The following is a 16,518-nucleotide window of genomic DNA, read 5'->3' on the forward strand; positions in this document are numbered from 1 at the left end:
AAATACTCTTTTTTAATTCACGTTATAAGCCGTTAAATCTTGTGTAGTAAGCACACTAGCACTTTGAGGTACAGGAAGGTTCACACCTAAGGCAGAAAAATCTTCTAGTTCATAATCCAGTTGATTATCTGACTTAATTAACCCGATATCTTGTGCCCAGTAATTATCTACTACGATCACATCTTGAGCTTGTAAAAGAGTTATGGTTTGGGTAATAGGTCCTATACTTATTTCTGAACTTATACTCACTTCTATGATTAATTGAGAATGCAATACATCTGTAAATGTTCCAGCAGCTACGGTTATACTAGGCTCATTTGCGAGTTGCTTAGTAGTTGCTTTATAATTTATGTCGAGATCATAGTTATTGATCGTTTCTGTAAAAACACCGCTGGTAGTAAATAATTCAGAACCATTACTTGCGTTTTGATCATATAAAACACCGTTTGTGATGTCTATAGAAAAGTCACCTACTCCTTGAAAATCAAACCCTATGGTACCATTTCCTATAAGTTGACCGTTTGATGCGGTTAATTCACCACTGGAAAGTACACCGGTCATAATTCCTGCAGGTGCAACAGGAGTTGCAGTAAGAGTGTAATCATTTCCAGTAACTGCGGTTACTTCTAGATTATCATTAAGGACATTCTGACCAGTAGCAACATCATAATCCCATGAATTATTAATGGTAAGAGGTAAGTAACTAAAATTAGTATTGTTTCCAGAACCGTTATCATCACTTGAAGTACATGCGACTATACTTATTGCTGCTGTAAGAATTATAAAAGCTTTTTTCATGATTAAATTTTAATAGGTAAATATAGTATTAATGAAAATAAATGTGAGGTTCATATAAACCGTCTATCCCTTTTTAAGTTAAACGCTTTAAAAATAACGATAAAGTGGTATTAATTAGTCGCAAATCTAATGGGAATGGTATAAGGCACAGCAACTTTTTTACCGAGTTGCATACCTGGTATCACTTTCGGTAATTGTGCCATGACGCGATGCGCCTCTAGATTTAGGAATTTATTTTTACCAGAGGTTCTGATTTTAGAGATAGTACCAGTAGTATCTATCTCATAATTAACATATGACCTTATAAAACCTGTATGATCTGTTACCTGAGCTATATTTACATCTATAGTTTTGACTATATGTTTTGCAACTTTTTGTGACATGCATTTAGTTTGTGACTCTCGTGGTAGGTTCTCACATCCAGGATAAACAGGAGGCATTTCTATAACTTTAAAGGCTTCTTTAGAAGATATGGAATCTTTTTTAGTTGCTGTTTTATGACTCATTGCTATAGGTGGGTTGTTATTAATAGCCATAAGCTGGCGTGACTTTTTCTTTTCACCAGCACTAGCGTTAAGTGCATTTATGATGGTTTCATAAACTTGATTTGCTTCTTCTTTTTTACCAGTTACTTGTAGAATCATCGCTTTATAACGGTAAGGCTCGTAGTCATTATCCCTAAGTTCTAGTTCTTCTATGCGGTCTATATTTAAAATAGCACTGTTGTATTGTTCTCTTCCTATGAGATATTTAACGTTTTGAAAGAGATCTGCTTTCTTTTGATAAACAGATTTTTTAATTTTTTTAGAACTGTTTGAAGGTGCTGTTTTTTGTGAACCGCAGGCCACGATAATAGTTGTTACAACTATAACAAGTAATGTTTTTTTCATTGTTACCATTTGAAGTCAAAGTTATGAATTTGTCTAACTATATTTGTGGATATGGCAGGAAATACATTAGGTACTTTATTTAAGCTCACCACTTATGGAGAGTCGCATGGAATTGCGATCGGTGGAATTATAGATGGCTGTCCAGCGGGATTAAAAGTTGATCTAGATGCTATTCAAGCAGATTTAGATAGACGTAAACCAGGACAAAGCAAGATCGTTACCCAGCGCAAAGAGTCAGATACGGTTCAGTTTCTTTCAGGTATTTTTAAAGGAGTTACCACAGGAACTCCCATAGGCTTTCAAATCATTAATGAGAATCAAAAATCAAAAGATTACTCGCACATAAAAGACACTTATAGACCTAGTCACGCAGATAAGGTTTATGATGATAAATATGGAGTACGTGATTATCGAGGCGGTGGCCGCAGCAGTGCGAGAGAAACAGCGTGTAGAGTAGTAGCTGGTGCGATTGCAAAACAGCTCCTTTCAGACTTAAAAATAACGGCATTTACAAGTAGTGTTGGAGATTTAGCCTTAGATAAACCTTACCAAAAATTAGATTTCAATGAGATTGAAAATAATGTAGTAAGATGTCCAGATTCCGCTTTCGCGAAAGCGTGTGAAGAAAAAATTCTACAAATTAGAAAAGCAGGAGATACCATAGGTGGCACGATCTCTTGTGTCATTCAAAATGTACCGAGTGGACTAGGTGAACCTGTATTTGATAAACTCCATGCAGATCTGGCTAAGGCAATGCTATCGATAAACGCGGTTAAAGGATTTGAGTATGGCAGCGGTTTTGAAGGTGCACGCATGAAAGGTAGTGAACATAACGATCTCTACCATGAAGATGGAACCACACAAACTAACCATAGTGGTGGGATTCAAGGTGGCATTTCAAATGGTATGGATATTTACTTTAAAGTAGCTTTTAAGCCTGTGGCTACCTTAATTCAAGATCAAGAAACGATTAATAGTGCTGGAGAAAAAGTGACCATGCAAGGTAAAGGAAGACACGATCCATGTGTAGTGCCCAGAGCAGTTCCTATTGTAGAGGCTATGGCAGCACTGGTTCTTGCAGACCATTTCTTGAGAGCACGCACCACAAGATTATAAAATATTATATTGGCATACTTATTAAAATCAATACATGAAAAAACTAGCATTACACTGGCAAATATTAATAGGAATGATTCTCGGAATCGGTTTTGGGTTTGTGATGACTCAAATGCAATGGGGAAAAGATTTTGTAGCAGATTGGATTAATCCTTTCGGAACCATATTTGTCAACCTGCTAAAGCTTATTGCCGTACCTTTAATACTCGCTTCCTTAATTAAAGGAATCTCAGATTTAAAGGACATTGCTAAGTTCCGTAACATGGGATTGCGCACCATCATAATATATATATGTACTACAGTGATAGCTATTACTGTAGGATTAGGGTTAGTAAATCTTTTTGCACCAGGTGACGGAATTTCTAAAGAAACTATTACTAAGTTGAGTTCTACCTATGAGGGAAATTCAAATATTGCTGGTAAACTTGCTACTGCTGCACAAACCAAAGATGCAGGACCTTTACAAGCGCTAGTGGATATGGTGCCTAGTAATGCCGTTGCTGCAATGTCTAATAATAGCTTGATGTTACAAGTGATTTTCTTTGCTATTTTCTTAGGAATATCTATGTTATTAATAGGAGAGAAAAAGGCTGAGCCATTAAAGAATTTCTTTGATAGCTTGAATGATGTAGTTCTTAAGATGGTAGACTTGATTATGCTGTTTGCACCTTATGCTGTTTTTGCATTACTGGCAAACGTAGTAGTCAGTGCCGATGATCCCGAAGTATTACTAGCATTACTATTCTATGCCTTAACGGTAGTAGCAGGATTGTTAATTATGATCGTGATTTATTGTTTGATTTTTGCTTTATATGTAAAAAAATCACCGTTCTGGTTTTTACAAAAAATTGCACCGGCGCAATTACTTGCTTTTTCTACAAGCTCAAGCGCTGCGACTTTACCAGTAACTATGGAACGTGTTGAAGAACACATGGGCGTGGAAAAAGAAGTTTCCAGTTTTGTACTACCAGTAGGAGCTACTATTAATATGGATGGAACTAGTTTGTATCAGGCTGTTGCAGCTGTGTTTGTTTGTCAAGCGCTAGGAATACCTTTAGATTTAAGTGCTCAATTAACTATAGTTCTTACAGCATTACTGGCTTCTATAGGAAGTGCTGCTGTTCCTGGAGCAGGAATGGTTATGCTTGTGATCGTATTAGAGTCCATCGATTTTCCTAGTGAATTGCTTCCAGTTGCTCTTGCTCTCATTTTTGCAGTGGACAGACCGCTGGATATGTTACGTACTACTGTAAATGTTACTGGTGATGCCACCGTAGCCTCTGTAGTTGCTAAGTCTTTGGGCAAATTTGGTCAACCTCATGTAGAAAATTGGGATGATAACCTTGATGAGGTTAGCTCTTAATAGATAATGTATTGAAGTACTTACTGTGTTGTTGGACTATTTAGTTATCTTAATATCTTAGATACTGTATGTGCTAGGTGATCTCTTGTCATAAAAGAAACTCAAATAAATGCGTTATTTTATTCTAGTTCTGTCTTTTTCCTGTTCCTTTTTTGCAGTAGCTCAAAAAAGGATTCCTGTGGATCTAGTATTTGAATATAATGATGAGTTGACTTATTTCGAAAAAATATGGATAGGACATCCAGATTTAGATCGCACAACTACATTAGAGGCGATGCAAGAAGGTTATAGGCCTGATCGTGGTTTTCAATACATAAGCTGGTACGACTATAAAGCTCCTGTTCACTTAGAGGAAAATGATTTTTTTACTGTAGTATTGGGTGAAAAGTTTGATTCGTATAATTACTATTACACCGGTGATAAGGCTGCTGTAAAGAATAATTACGTTCTGGATCGATATCGCGCGTTATTAGACCTTGAACAGGACACGATGTTTATAAACGCTGATAGATTAAAGTCTTTAAAACTTATTGCGATGAGAAAGGATAGTTTATTATCTATGGCAAAGTCGTTAAGCCTGACTGAAACATTTTTAAAGGATGAAAAAAAGTACTGGAAATACTATGAAGCTTATCAAGATGTATTTCATGAAGTATTACGTAATTACAACCTAGGGATAAACTCCTTATCTCTTGATGATTTTCCTCAACTTGATTATGATTTTGAAGAAGATCATGTTAATTATAGAACATATCTTAACCTTAGTATAGCCTTCTATTTTCATAAATTATTATCTATTTCTGATTATAAGGAAATGAGAGATGTTGTGAAAGCTATAGACTCTAAAGTGTTAAGATGGAAATTAGTAACAGTGCTTAAATATGCTGTTCTTAAACGTCACGAGAAAAGCGATGATTTCTTCAAGTTGATCAAACGTTTTTCATATTCTCCTTTTCATGACCGAGAGGTTAAAATTATCTATAATAGTAGAAATAGATTATCAGTAGGTGATCCTTTTCCAGAATTAAGTGTTTCTGACTTCTATGATAAAAAGATCGATCTACAAAAAGCTAGAGGTAAGGCTGCCTATGTTTTATTATATCCAGTGAATGATAAAAATTTAGAGGCTAACTTCTTACTATGGAATCAATTCTTTTTGGATCGCAAAAATGAAAACGCTCGTTTTATGACTATAGGGTTAGGAACCGATCAGTTTAAAAGTCTTTTTAAAAATTATTTTTTAGAAAATCAAGTGGCTGGTTCACATTTAAGCACAAGTCACAAAAAGGCAAACCAATTATTAGAGAATTTGAGTATAGGTGTTGGTCCAGTAATTATACAACTAGATAAGGATTGGAGTATTATTGATTTTAACTCATTCTCTGAGTTGATTCAGTTCCCTATGTTTTCAAATCATCCATCTCCTAAATCTTGGAGCCCTAACCTAGGTGATAGACCCTAATTTTTATCATTTAGTTCTTTAGAACTTGTTGAGGTTATTTACATTTGCCTCCTTAAATATTTAAACATGTCAGATTTACAAAAACAATTAGAGAATCGATCAGGGAATTTATGTGAACTTTGCGGCGCAACAGATACTTTAGAACAAAAAGTAGGTTTGGCCGTTTATGAAGTTCCCGATTCTCCTAAAAATGTAAAAGAGACGGAAATACTAGCTTGTGCAACCTGTCAAGAACAACTTGCAGACTCAGATAAAGTGGATCCTAACCACTGGCGTGCACTTAATGACTCTATGTGGAGTACGGTTCCAGCAGTGCAAGTGGTCGTCTACAGGATGTTAGATCAACTAAAAGCAGAAGGCTGGCCGCAAGATTTACTGGATATGATGTATCTAGAAGATGAAACTAGGGCATGGGCAGAAGACGGAATACAGCGTGGTCCTCAAATCATTCATAGAGATGTAAATGGTAATATTTTAAAAAGAGGTGATAGCATAGTTATTATTAAAGATCTGGACGTAAAAGGTGCTGGTTTTACCGCAAAACGAGGAACAGCAGTGCGCAATATTTCCCTAGTGCATGATAATGCAAACCAAATAGAAGGTAGAGTAGGTCCTACACAAGTGGTTTTATTAACTCAATACATCAAGAAAACTTCTGGAGAATAGTTGTCTAAGTGAGAAGTAATGCCAATTTATTAATATGACACCTAATAAAAATAGGGATCATAAGGTTTAATTAGAATCCATTTTTATTATCAATGGCTATAGTTTAGTTTTACCAGTCTAAACCATTGACCATAATGAATTCATTTACAGCACAACAAATTTGTGACGCCTTAAACGGAACCATGCTCGGTTCAACCAGTCAAGAGATTACGGGAATAGAAGAAATTACCAAAGCTAAACCTAATGATTTAACATTTATAGGGAATCGCAAATACGCAAAACTTTGGGCAAATTCTAAGGCTTCAATTGCTATTGTAAATGATAATATTGATCTAGAACCTGGAGATAATCGTGTGTTGATTCAAGTGAAAAATGCAGATTTAGCTATGGCAAATATGCTAGAAGCTTTTTTACCACCGACTCCTGTTTTTGAAACTGATATTCACCCAACGGCAGTTGTTCATGAAACGGCTATCATAGGTGATGGAGTTCAGATAGGAGCACATTGTTATGTAGGTAAAAATGTAACATTAGGCGATGGAGTCGTTTTATACCATAATGTAAGTGTTTTTGATGATTCTACGATTGGACCGCAAACGGTAGCCTGGTCAGGAACAGTAATCAGAGAGCGCTCGCAAATAGGTGCTCAATGTATTTTTCATAATAATGTGAGTATAGGTGCTGACGGTTTTGGGTACAGACCAGCAGATGATGGTCGCGGCCTGGTTAAGATACCACATATAGGTAATGTAGTGATAGGGAATGGTGTGGAAATAGGAGCTAACTCTTGTGTGGATCGCGCTAAGTTTAACTCTACCATTATAGGAGATGGTTGTAAGATTGATAATCTCGTTCAAATTGCACACAATTGCGTGATGGGAAGGAGCTGTATAATGGCTGGTCATAGTGGTCTAGCAGGTTCAGTAACGCTAGGAGATGGAGTTGTTATAGGTGGTAGTGCTTCTATTAAAGATCACACGGTTATAGAATCTGGAGCAACAGTAGGTGCTGGTAGTGGTGTAATGAATCATGTAAAAGCTGGCCAGACCGTTCTAGGGTATCCAGCAGTAGAATCTCGTGAAATGCTCAAACAATGGGTAGCACTGCGCAAACTGGCGAAGTAGGATTTTAGTATTCATTACAAAACAACGATTTGTTTACTAACGAGATTTTCAAACTAATACCAATTTACATTCCTAACGACGCATATAATTCGTTTCTTTTTCGCTTATATTTCAAAATAAAATGAAACCGTAGTTTATGCTTTAATTTTCTTTATCATCTAGTCAAAAAATAATTCAAATTAAGAATACGGTATTAGAACCATAAATTGGTATAACAATTTAAATCTTTAATAGCTGAGTTCAGCCCAAAAAATAAAAATCACCACATCAAAAGAATAGACTACTTTTGCGCGCTATAAAAAAGTAGAACATGAAACGAATCAATAAATACAAGAAAATGTTCAATGTAGAGAAAGACATTGACCTTAAGGAACTTAAAAAGAGTTACCGCAATCTTGTAAAAGAATGGCATCCTGATAAATTTCAGGATGGTGATGATAAGAAGGATGAGGCAGAGGTAATGAGCCGTGAGATAATTGATGGATATCATTTCCTGGTAAGTATTGCGCCAGAGACTAAAGAAACAAACCTACCAGCTTACAAAGAAACAATTACTAATACTGGAATTGAAGACTTTGATCACAAAGGACGCGTTCTGGAAATAACTTTTACTGACGGGACGACTTATGAATATTTTGGCGTAGATGTAAAAATATTTAAGAAATTAATTAATGCAGACAACCGTTATCGTTTTGCAAAACGTAATATATTTAATAATTACTTATACCGTAAATCTAAGAAAGACGTAGAACAGGTCTAAGTCGTTTTAGTATTTCTATCGCATCATGAAAGATCCAAATTCATCTCAAAGTCCGTTAACTCAAGAAGAAATCGAGAAATGCATCGATATTCTTAACAGGTTGAATACAGATACTGATGAAATTTTTGAAATTCCTAAAGAGCGACGTATAGAACTTATAAAACAAGCTGGACTGCTTTCTAGGCCTAGTCGTGATGAATATAAACGACGTAAAAAAGATGCCGTAAAAGCGGCCAAAAGAAAAAAAGCCACTAGAGATAAACACGCTCGCAAAGAAACTGGAATACGCAGCGCTCGTGAAGCAAGCGTTTTTGTAGCTCCACAAGTTTTATTACAGCAAGAACTCGAGCAAAAAGATCCAGGCGAGCTAAGCACACCTAGAAACTGTTATGTATGTAAAACCATGTACACAAAACTGCATCATTTTTATGACCAGATGTGTACAGACTGTGGTGATTTTAATTATGCAAAACGATTTCAAACTGCCGATGTTAAAGGACAAGTAGCATTAATTACAGGTTCACGTTTAAAAATAGGATATCATATCTCTTTGATGTTATTACGCGGTGGCGCTACCGTGATTGCAACCACACGTTTTCCAGCAGATAGTGCGATACGTTTCTCAAAAGAACCAGACTATAACGACTGGGCTCATAACCTAAAGATTCACGGACTCGATTTAAGACATATTCCTAGTGTAGAAATCTTCTGTAACTTTATTGAGCAACGGTATGAAAAGCTGGATATTCTTATTAATAATGCAGCACAAACGGTGCGTAGACCATCAGGGTTTTATGCACACTTAATGCCTAATGAAAATCTGGAATACAGTAAGTTGCCTCCTTTTGCACAAGAATTACTTAAAGATCATCAAGAGTGCCTAGCCGAAATTAAAGCACTCTCTCCAGCAGCTTCTTCAAATAAAAATATGCCTGTAACATGGCACGGACCAGAACCAGGAATAGGCTTGAGAGCTAGCGCACAGCTCTCTCAAATCCCATATAGTTTTGATAAAGCACTTAGCGCACCAGAAGTATTCCCAGAAGGGCAACTGGATGCAGACCTACAACAAGTAGATTTAAGAAAGACTAATAGCTGGCGTCTCAAACTAGGTGAAGTAGAAACTACTGAAATGATAGAAGTGCAGCTTGTAAATTCAGTAGCGCCTTTTGTGCTCTGCAATAGACTTTCTGAAATGATGAAGAAAGAGCATACAGGTAAAAAGCACATCATCAATGTGAGTGCCATGGAAGGAAAGTTTCATACTTTTTTTAAAGAAGACCGCCATCCACATACTAATATGGCTAAGGCTGCCTTAAATATGCTTACACATACAGCCGCAGGAACTCTGGCAAAGGACGGTATTTTTATGAATGCTGTAGATACTGGTTGGGTAACAGATGAAGATCCTGCCGAACTTTCTAAGCGTAAACAAGAACTACACGATTTCCAGCCACCGCTTGACATTGTAGATGGCGCAGCACGAGTTTTAGATCCATTATTTGACGGAATTAACACTGGTAAACACTGGTGCGGTAAGTTCCTCAAAGATTATAGGCCTATAAGCTGGTAATGAAAAAGAAACCAGCATTCATTAAAGTCCTTGTAACCCTATGAATCTTATAGTGAGAATAGAAAGATAAGACTGTTGAACTATAATGATTGATGGAGTGCAGAACACGGTTTTTAATTACGCTTTCGCGAAAGCGATATCTCAATCACCAAAATTATTATTGCAAAAGGAATGATTAATTACACTAAAGATAAATTATAGTCTATTTAACTGTTCCTGAGCTACTAAATATGCTTAATCATTCCTTAGATTAATTGAGCTTGCTTATTTTAGCAACTTGATAATAAGTGTTATGTCTAAACTTCCTAAAATTAATAATTACAGAAGAAAGATTATGAAATCCCTAACCAAAGGGATCGGTAATGGACATGAACCTAAACCAGGTGACTTAACAGACTTGAATACTGTGAAACGAGTACTTATCGTGCGTACTAATCACAGGCTAGGTAATTTATTATTAATCACACCACTAGTTCAGGAAGTTATTAAAACCTTTCCTAATGCAAAGATAGATCTGATAGTTCAAGGATTTCTAGGTCCTATTATTTTTGAAAACTATGAACCGGTGGTACACATCACCAGTTTACCTAAAAAACCTTTTAAAAACCTTAAAGGATATATTAAAGGAGTTTTATCTTTAAGAAAAAGAAAGTATGATTTCTCTATTAACGCCGTGAGATCTTCTTCTTCAGGACGTCTTTATACACAAATGGCACGTTCTAGGTTTAAAGTGTTTGGTCTAGAAGAACAAGATTTTAGCGCAAATTATAAAGATGGTCAGCATATTGCAAAGGAACAGGTATATGCCTTTAGAGCTTATATGGAAAAATTAGGTTTCAAGGACCACCATGCACCTGTTAAGAATCTAAATTTAAATCTCACTCCAGCAGAGTCTCAACAAGGCCTAGCTAAACTTAGAGAAATAGTAGATGATAGCAAGAAAACTATAGCCTTATTTACCTTTGCCACAGGAAAAAAGTGTTACAAACCAGACTGGTGGATTCCTTTTTACAAAAGATTACTTTTAGAATATCCAGACTATCATATCGTAGAGGTTTTACCTTATGAAAACGTTTCTCAAATAGATTTTGCAGCGCCATCATACTATAGTAAAGATATCAGAGAGATTGCTGCATTTATTTCCCATACAGAGGTATGGATAGGCGCAGATTGCGGCATCATGCATCTAGCTAGTGCCTCTGGCGCACCAGTAGTGGGATTGTTTTCTAAAACTAACAGACATGTTTATGAACCATTTAATGGTAATAGTTTTTCTCTTTTTACAGGAGACTTAACTTATGACCAAATCATTAAAGCTGTAGATGGAGTTCTAAATTAAAATCAATTATGGCTAAACCAAGTAATACATCGCTTAAAATGAGAGTTTTTCACCGCTATTTAGGCTTTTTCTTAGCAGGAATTATGGCAGTTTATGCCGTGAGCGGTATTGTTTTAATTTTCCGTGATGGAGATGTAATGAAGCGAGAAGTGGCTTATTCTAAAGTAATAGAAACACAACTTAGTGAAAAAGAGCTAGGCCAGGCTATAGGCATTAAAAGGTTGAAAATAGAAAGTGAATCTAACAATGTGGTCACTTTTAAAAATGGAACTTATAATCTAGCTACCGGAGCTGTGGAATATAAGAAAATGGAGCTGCCATATATACTGGATAAGATGACGCACTTGCATAAAGCAAAATCGAGTCAGCCGTTGTTTTTCTTGAATATAACTTTTGGTTTAGGGTTATTGTTTTTTGTCATCTCTAGTTTCTGGATGTTTATGCCTGGAACTACCATTTTTAAAAAAGGAATGTGGTTTGTTGCTGGTGGTGTTATTCTAGCGCTGGTTCTAGTTTTTATTTAAAACCTTTTGAAAACAGTTAGGGCACTTTTATGGTGTTAATGCTTTTCAATTTACTAGATTTTTTGATAAAAATCTTAGTTGAAACTTACCGTATTTAATACCACATTAAAACCTTTACTTTTACAGCATGTCTGAAACCTTTAAAAATCAACAGCAAATCCTTGCTAAACTAGGAATTACAACGCTTAATCCTATGCAAGAACAAGCGCTGTTAACCATTCCTGCATATCCTAACACCATTTTATTATCACCTACAGGAACTGGAAAAACACTAGCCTTTTTATTACCAGTTCTTAACGAGTTAAAAATAGAATTACAACAAGTACAATTGATTATTTTAGTGCCGTCACGGGAACTAGCCATTCAAATAGAACAAGTGATACGTGATATGGGAACTGGATTTAAAGCAAATGCCGTTTATGGCGGTAGACCTATTTCTAAAGATAAGATAGAGCTCTCACATACTCCAGCAATACTTATAGGAACGCCAGGTAGAGTGCTGGACCATCTAGATCGCAAGAGTTTTAATTTAGAATATATAAGAACAGTAGTGCTGGATGAGTTTGATAAATCTCTCGAGGTAGGTTTTGAAAATGAGATGGCTCATATCATGCATGATCTTGCGCATGTAAAAAGACGTGTACTTACTAGTGCTACTCAAAATATGAAAATTCCAGATTTTGTAAAACTGCATCACCCTAAGGTGATCGATTATACAGCAAGTGGTGTGAAAGAGCTTGCGGTAAAAAGAGTACTAGCAACACATAAAGATAAATTGAAAACCCTTGTTGAATTGTTATCTCATATAGGTAATGAACCTGGTATTATATTTTGTAATTATAAAGATTCTATCAACTATTTAAGTGAGCATTTAGCAACACATCATATAGAGCATGGAATATTTCATGGCGGCTTAGAACAACAAGAACGTGAACGAGCTCTTATAAAATTCAGAAATGGAACTTATCAAATTATTATTGCTACTGATCTAGCAGCTCGTGGTCTCGATATTCCTGAGTTGAAATATATTATTCACTACCAGTTACCACTAAAAGCAGAAGAGTTTACACATAGAAATGGTAGAACTGCCCGAATGAATGCTGCTGGAACAGCTTATGTGTTGCAATGGAATAAAGAAATCGTGCCAGATTTTATCACTACAGATGACCTATTAGTTCTGGACCCTAAAACTACAAGCCTGGAAACGGACTGGACAACTCTTTTTATTTCTGGTGGTCGTAAGGATAAGATATCTAAAGGAGATATCGCAGGCTTATTCTTCAAACAAGGTAGATTAGAAAAAAATGAACTAGGAGTTATAGAGTTAAAACAGGATTGTGCTTTTGTAGCGGTTTCTAAGAAAAAAGTTCATGAGGTTATTTCTAGCACTAATAATACCAGGTTAAAAAAGAAAAAGGTGCGAATCTATGAGATCTAAAATCGCTAAATGATTGAAAAACAACTTTTTTTGGCTTTGGCGGCCTTTTTTACCCGTCTTGAACTAGCTGTTAATGCTCAATAAACAAAGATAAATGGATATTAATGGTTAATATCCATTAAATGGCTCCATCTTTGCAACTTATATTATATAATTTAATTACATTAAAATGAGTAAAGGAACAGTAAAATTCTTCAACGAGACTAAAGGTTTTGGTTTTATCACTGAAGAAGGAGTAGACAAAGATCACTTTGTACACATTTCAGGATTAATCGATGAAATCCGTGAAGGTGACGAAGTAGAATTTGACCTTAAAGAAGGTAACAAAGGATTAAATGCAGTGAACGTAAAAGTTCTATAAGACATATACTTCAAGTTTAAAAAGAAAGCCCATCTTAGAGATGGGCTTTTTTTATGGAATAAACTTATGTGAGGGTTTGATAATAAGTTGTGTTTCTAATGCAGCCTAAATAAGAAGTTCTACCTAGTTCATGCTAAAAAAATATCACAGTCTTAGTTGCTTTTTATTGTTAAGGAGATTATGAAATAAAAAAGATCATTTGATTTATGAATTTCCTTGAGCTACTATTCCTTTAAAGCTTGAATTACTAGGCATTTCATATAGTTCTAGATTGAAAAAGGAAACTGCTGCGATCAGGTGATCAAAAATATCTGCCATGATGTACTCGTAGTTTTTCCATCGCTTATCGCTACTAAAAGCATACATTTCTATAGGAACTCCATGCGATCCTGCAGGCAGCTGTCGTACCATAATCATCATATCTTTATTAATACCAGAATGATGCTCTACATAAGTTTGCATGTATTTTCTAAACACTCCTATATTAGTTAAATTTCTACCATTAATAAGTGCTGCTTTATTGATTTTGTTATTCTCGTTAAACGTATTTATGTCTTCTTGACGTGAATCTAAATAGCTGGTGATGAGCTGTATTTCTTTTAATTTATCTACCTGAGATGGTGTTAAATAAGCTACACTGTCTAATTTAATATTTAAGGATCTTTTAATACGTCTTCCACCAGAGTTTTGCATACCTCGCCAGTTTTTAAACGAGTCTGAGATTAGGGCATAGGTAGGAATGGTGGTGATTGTTAGGTCAAAATTTTGAACCTTTACCGTAGATAAATTAATTTCTGTAACATCGCCATCAGCGCCATACTTCTCAAAAGTGACCCAATCACCTATGCGCACCATATCGTTTACTGAAACTTGTATACTTGCTACAAACCCTAAAATAGTATCTCTAAAAACAAGAATTATAATGGCAGATGCTGTTCCAATAGTTGTAACAAACTTTATGAACTCGATACCTGTTATAATCGCAAAAGCTGATAAAGTTCCTAAGATCCAAGCAAAAATCATAAACACTTGAATGTAGCTATCTATAGGTTTATCCTTAAAACGCGATAAGGTTTTAAAATAATCTTTTAAAGCATTTAAAACACTACGAGCAATCCATAAAGACAATATGATACCAAAAACTTGTAACCCTTTTTCCACCAGATTTTCGACATATGGGAAATCGACTAAAACTTGCGGTATAAATTCCAAAACAAGTATTAAAGGAATGATATGAGCCACATTACGAGGTACTTTATTTTGAATCAGTAAATCGTCAAAGTTGGTTCTTGTTTTCTCCGCAAATTGTGTAAAAACTACTATAATTATTTTTTTAATAATAAGGTCTAGTAATAAAGCCAGCAGTATGAGTCCCATGAGTAGGGTAGCGGCATTCAGGTATCCAGCGGTAGAACTTGAGATTCCTGTTTCAATTAAATAATCATAGAATATATGTTCCATTTTCATAGATAATTAATTTTTAAATATTCTTGCACTTAATGGATTCATTCAACAGGCTCATAATTCTATTAAAAGTCTAAGTCTATAGAACTATTTCTTTAAGTGCAATTTTGTATTCACAAAAGTAACTATCCAGAGAGGGAAATGTTACATAGATCTCATGTTTCTTAAAAAGACTTATGTAAGGATCTCGCTTTCGCGAAAGCGTAATAACATATCGCGCATGCTCTTATAAAATATGAAAACATCTAGTTAGAATTTACATAATTTATAACCATGCTGCCATTACTAATGTTTTTTAGTATTTATAGGAATAACACGCTATTTTTCTGTGTAGTTCAACTTTTTCAACATGAGCTATTCTTCTTCTTGAGAATGTTCAAGAATATCTTTAATTTCTAGGTCGTCATTCATATCGTTACCGGTAGTAACAGAATCTTTTAGGGCTACAAAAGACTTCAATCGCTCGAGGTCATCTTCTTCTCCTGTAAAGTAAGGAAAAATGTCAACTATAGGAGACTCTGAGATGGCAGGAATAGTATATGTTCCCATGGTATCTTTCATGGTGCTTACCGTGTTGTCATATGCCTCTTTAACATCATTTGCTTGTATGAGCATATATAAATTAGTTTTACGCTCCTTACCACTTTCCTCATCAAATGCGATTAAAGACACGCGAGATTTAAACCAACGATCTGTGTTTTCAAAAGGATGAATCTCAGCAAAATTAGCTACTTTAATATTGGTTATTTTAATTTCTTCATCTGCTGGCAAGTAGGCTGCCATCTCTTGAGTAATTCTACTTTCGGCCTCAGTATAAGATATTGCATCTACTAGAAAAGGTTCTGTTTTAATTTTATGAGTACCGCTTGCTTCATCAAATTTTCTATATTTAACTTTACACTCATACCAGGTTGCGCTCATCTTTTTAATTTTTTAGGACGGCAAATGTAAAGGGAATTTTGTTGTGATTTTGACCTTTTTCTAGTTAGATATTCACAATGGTTGACGGGAGTTTTATAGTAATAGCTACAAGAGATAGAGCTGCTGTTTATGATCACTTTTATATAATCATTAGTGAGACTGTTACTCTTTTATCTTTTCTTAGGTTATACTTTCTAGTGCATAATACAACCGGTTTTTTGCATTATTCTGTGATCCGAAAATAGAGCGGAAAAGAACACCTTCTTCAGTTATAAGTAGCCATTGTGGTGTTCCCTCAGCCTTAAACTGGTCATAAACGGTATGATGTTCATCTATAAATATAGGAAAAGGCAGCTCACCACTGGTAAACACACTTTTTATATTCTCTGGAGTTCCTTCGCGATTTGTAAAGTTAGTGTGAATGCCTGCAACTTGTATGCTAGGAAACTGCTGCTGGAACTCATAAGCAAGAGGTAAAGCTCGACCAGTGCAGCCTAAACAATCATTATTATAAATGATAAGTAGTTGTATCTTTTTAGGAAATAATTTCAAGAGATCTACTAATCTACCGTTTAGATCTTTAACTGTTATAGTATTAATTGTGTCTGTCATATAAAAGTAAAAATAATGTATTCAAATCTTTATTTTATCTATGATCTGTTAAAAAGTTAGACGAGATGCTATCTATAAAGGGATTTTTAAATTTATACGGAATCATT

At 35.2% G+C, this 16,518-nt stretch carries 16 protein-coding genes; 11 read left to right on the forward strand and 5 right to left on the reverse strand.

Features of this window, described 5'->3' with window-relative positions:
* Positions 1–12: 12 nt before the first annotated feature.
* Both ACTF48_RS01405 and ACTF48_RS01410 read right to left on the reverse strand, forming a co-directional pair.
* The gene (locus ACTF48_RS01405) at positions 13–798 is read right to left on the reverse strand and encodes a type IV pilin protein (protein WP_438961350.1); all 786 of its coding nucleotides are present in this window, start codon (positions 796–798) and stop codon (positions 13–15) included.
* Positions 799–908: 110 nt separating this feature from the next.
* Complete coding sequence (locus ACTF48_RS01410) at positions 909–1,688, reverse strand: hypothetical protein (protein ID WP_438961351.1); 780 nt, start codon at positions 1,686–1,688, stop codon at positions 909–911.
* Between the two features lie 51 nt (positions 1,689–1,739).
* Here ACTF48_RS01410 and aroC point away from each other — a divergent pair, with 51 nt between their 5' ends.
* From aroC to ACTF48_RS01465, 11 genes are all read left to right on the forward strand, one after another.
* Positions 1,740–2,804 (forward strand): chorismate synthase, encoded by a 1,065-nt coding sequence (aroC, locus tag ACTF48_RS01415; RefSeq protein WP_438961352.1) that lies wholly within the window; start codon positions 1,740–1,742, stop codon positions 2,802–2,804.
* Between the two features lie 34 nt (positions 2,805–2,838).
* Positions 2,839–4,167, forward strand: a complete 1,329-nt coding sequence (locus tag ACTF48_RS01420) for a dicarboxylate/amino acid:cation symporter (RefSeq protein WP_438961353.1) — start codon at positions 2,839–2,841, stop codon at positions 4,165–4,167.
* Between the two features lie 109 nt (positions 4,168–4,276).
* Entirely contained in the window at positions 4,277–5,629 is a 1,353-nt protein-coding gene (locus tag ACTF48_RS01425; RefSeq protein ID WP_438961354.1) for a hypothetical protein, read from the forward strand.
* Between the two features lie 66 nt (positions 5,630–5,695).
* Positions 5,696–6,295, forward strand: coding sequence for a PhnA domain-containing protein (locus ACTF48_RS01430; protein WP_438961355.1), 600 nt, complete (start codon positions 5,696–5,698; stop codon positions 6,293–6,295).
* Positions 6,296–6,429: 134 nt separating this feature from the next.
* A complete protein-coding gene (lpxD, locus tag ACTF48_RS01435; protein ID WP_438961356.1) occupies positions 6,430–7,419 on the forward strand; it encodes a UDP-3-O-(3-hydroxymyristoyl)glucosamine N-acyltransferase in 990 nt (329 codons plus the stop codon).
* A 310-nt stretch (positions 7,420–7,729) separates the two neighbouring features.
* A complete protein-coding gene (locus ACTF48_RS01440; protein ID WP_438961357.1) occupies positions 7,730–8,179 on the forward strand; it encodes a KTSC domain-containing protein in 450 nt (149 codons plus the stop codon).
* A 25-nt stretch (positions 8,180–8,204) separates the two neighbouring features.
* Positions 8,205–9,752 (forward strand): SDR family NAD(P)-dependent oxidoreductase, encoded by a 1,548-nt coding sequence (locus ACTF48_RS01445; protein ID WP_438961358.1) that lies wholly within the window; start codon positions 8,205–8,207, stop codon positions 9,750–9,752.
* Between the two features lie 334 nt (positions 9,753–10,086).
* The gene (locus ACTF48_RS01450) at positions 10,087–11,091 is read left to right on the forward strand and encodes a glycosyltransferase family 9 protein (protein ID WP_438961359.1); all 1,005 of its coding nucleotides are present in this window, start codon (positions 10,087–10,089) and stop codon (positions 11,089–11,091) included.
* Between the two features lie 8 nt (positions 11,092–11,099).
* Positions 11,100–11,615, forward strand: coding sequence for a hypothetical protein (locus ACTF48_RS01455; RefSeq protein WP_438961360.1), 516 nt, complete (start codon positions 11,100–11,102; stop codon positions 11,613–11,615).
* 127 nt (positions 11,616–11,742) lie between these two features.
* Positions 11,743–13,053, forward strand: a complete 1,311-nt coding sequence (locus ACTF48_RS01460) for a DEAD/DEAH box helicase (RefSeq protein ID WP_438961361.1) — start codon at positions 11,743–11,745, stop codon at positions 13,051–13,053.
* Positions 13,054–13,222: 169 nt separating this feature from the next.
* Positions 13,223–13,414, forward strand: a complete 192-nt coding sequence (locus ACTF48_RS01465; RefSeq protein ID WP_036579162.1) for a cold-shock protein — start codon at positions 13,223–13,225, stop codon at positions 13,412–13,414.
* Between the two features lie 204 nt (positions 13,415–13,618).
* On the opposite strand, the gene ACTF48_RS01470 is transcribed toward ACTF48_RS01465, so the two are convergent.
* The 3 genes from ACTF48_RS01470 to ACTF48_RS01480 form a co-directional block, all read right to left on the reverse strand.
* Positions 13,619–14,881 (reverse strand): mechanosensitive ion channel family protein, encoded by a 1,263-nt coding sequence (locus ACTF48_RS01470; RefSeq protein WP_438961362.1) that lies wholly within the window; start codon positions 14,879–14,881, stop codon positions 13,619–13,621.
* A gap of 351 nt (positions 14,882–15,232) precedes the next feature.
* Positions 15,233–15,799 carry a DUF4494 domain-containing protein gene (locus tag ACTF48_RS01475; protein ID WP_438961363.1) on the reverse strand — a complete coding sequence of 189 codons (567 nt, stop codon included), beginning with the start codon at positions 15,797–15,799 and terminating at the stop codon, positions 15,233–15,235.
* A gap of 180 nt (positions 15,800–15,979) precedes the next feature.
* On the reverse strand, positions 15,980–16,411 hold the full coding sequence (locus ACTF48_RS01480; protein ID WP_438961364.1) for a TlpA family protein disulfide reductase: 432 nt from the start codon (positions 16,409–16,411) through the stop codon (positions 15,980–15,982).
* Positions 16,412–16,518 lie beyond the last annotated feature (107 nt).

This window comes from Nonlabens sp., from assembly GCF_965660805.1.
Classification (GTDB): Bacteria; Bacteroidota; Bacteroidia; order Flavobacteriales; family Flavobacteriaceae; genus Nonlabens.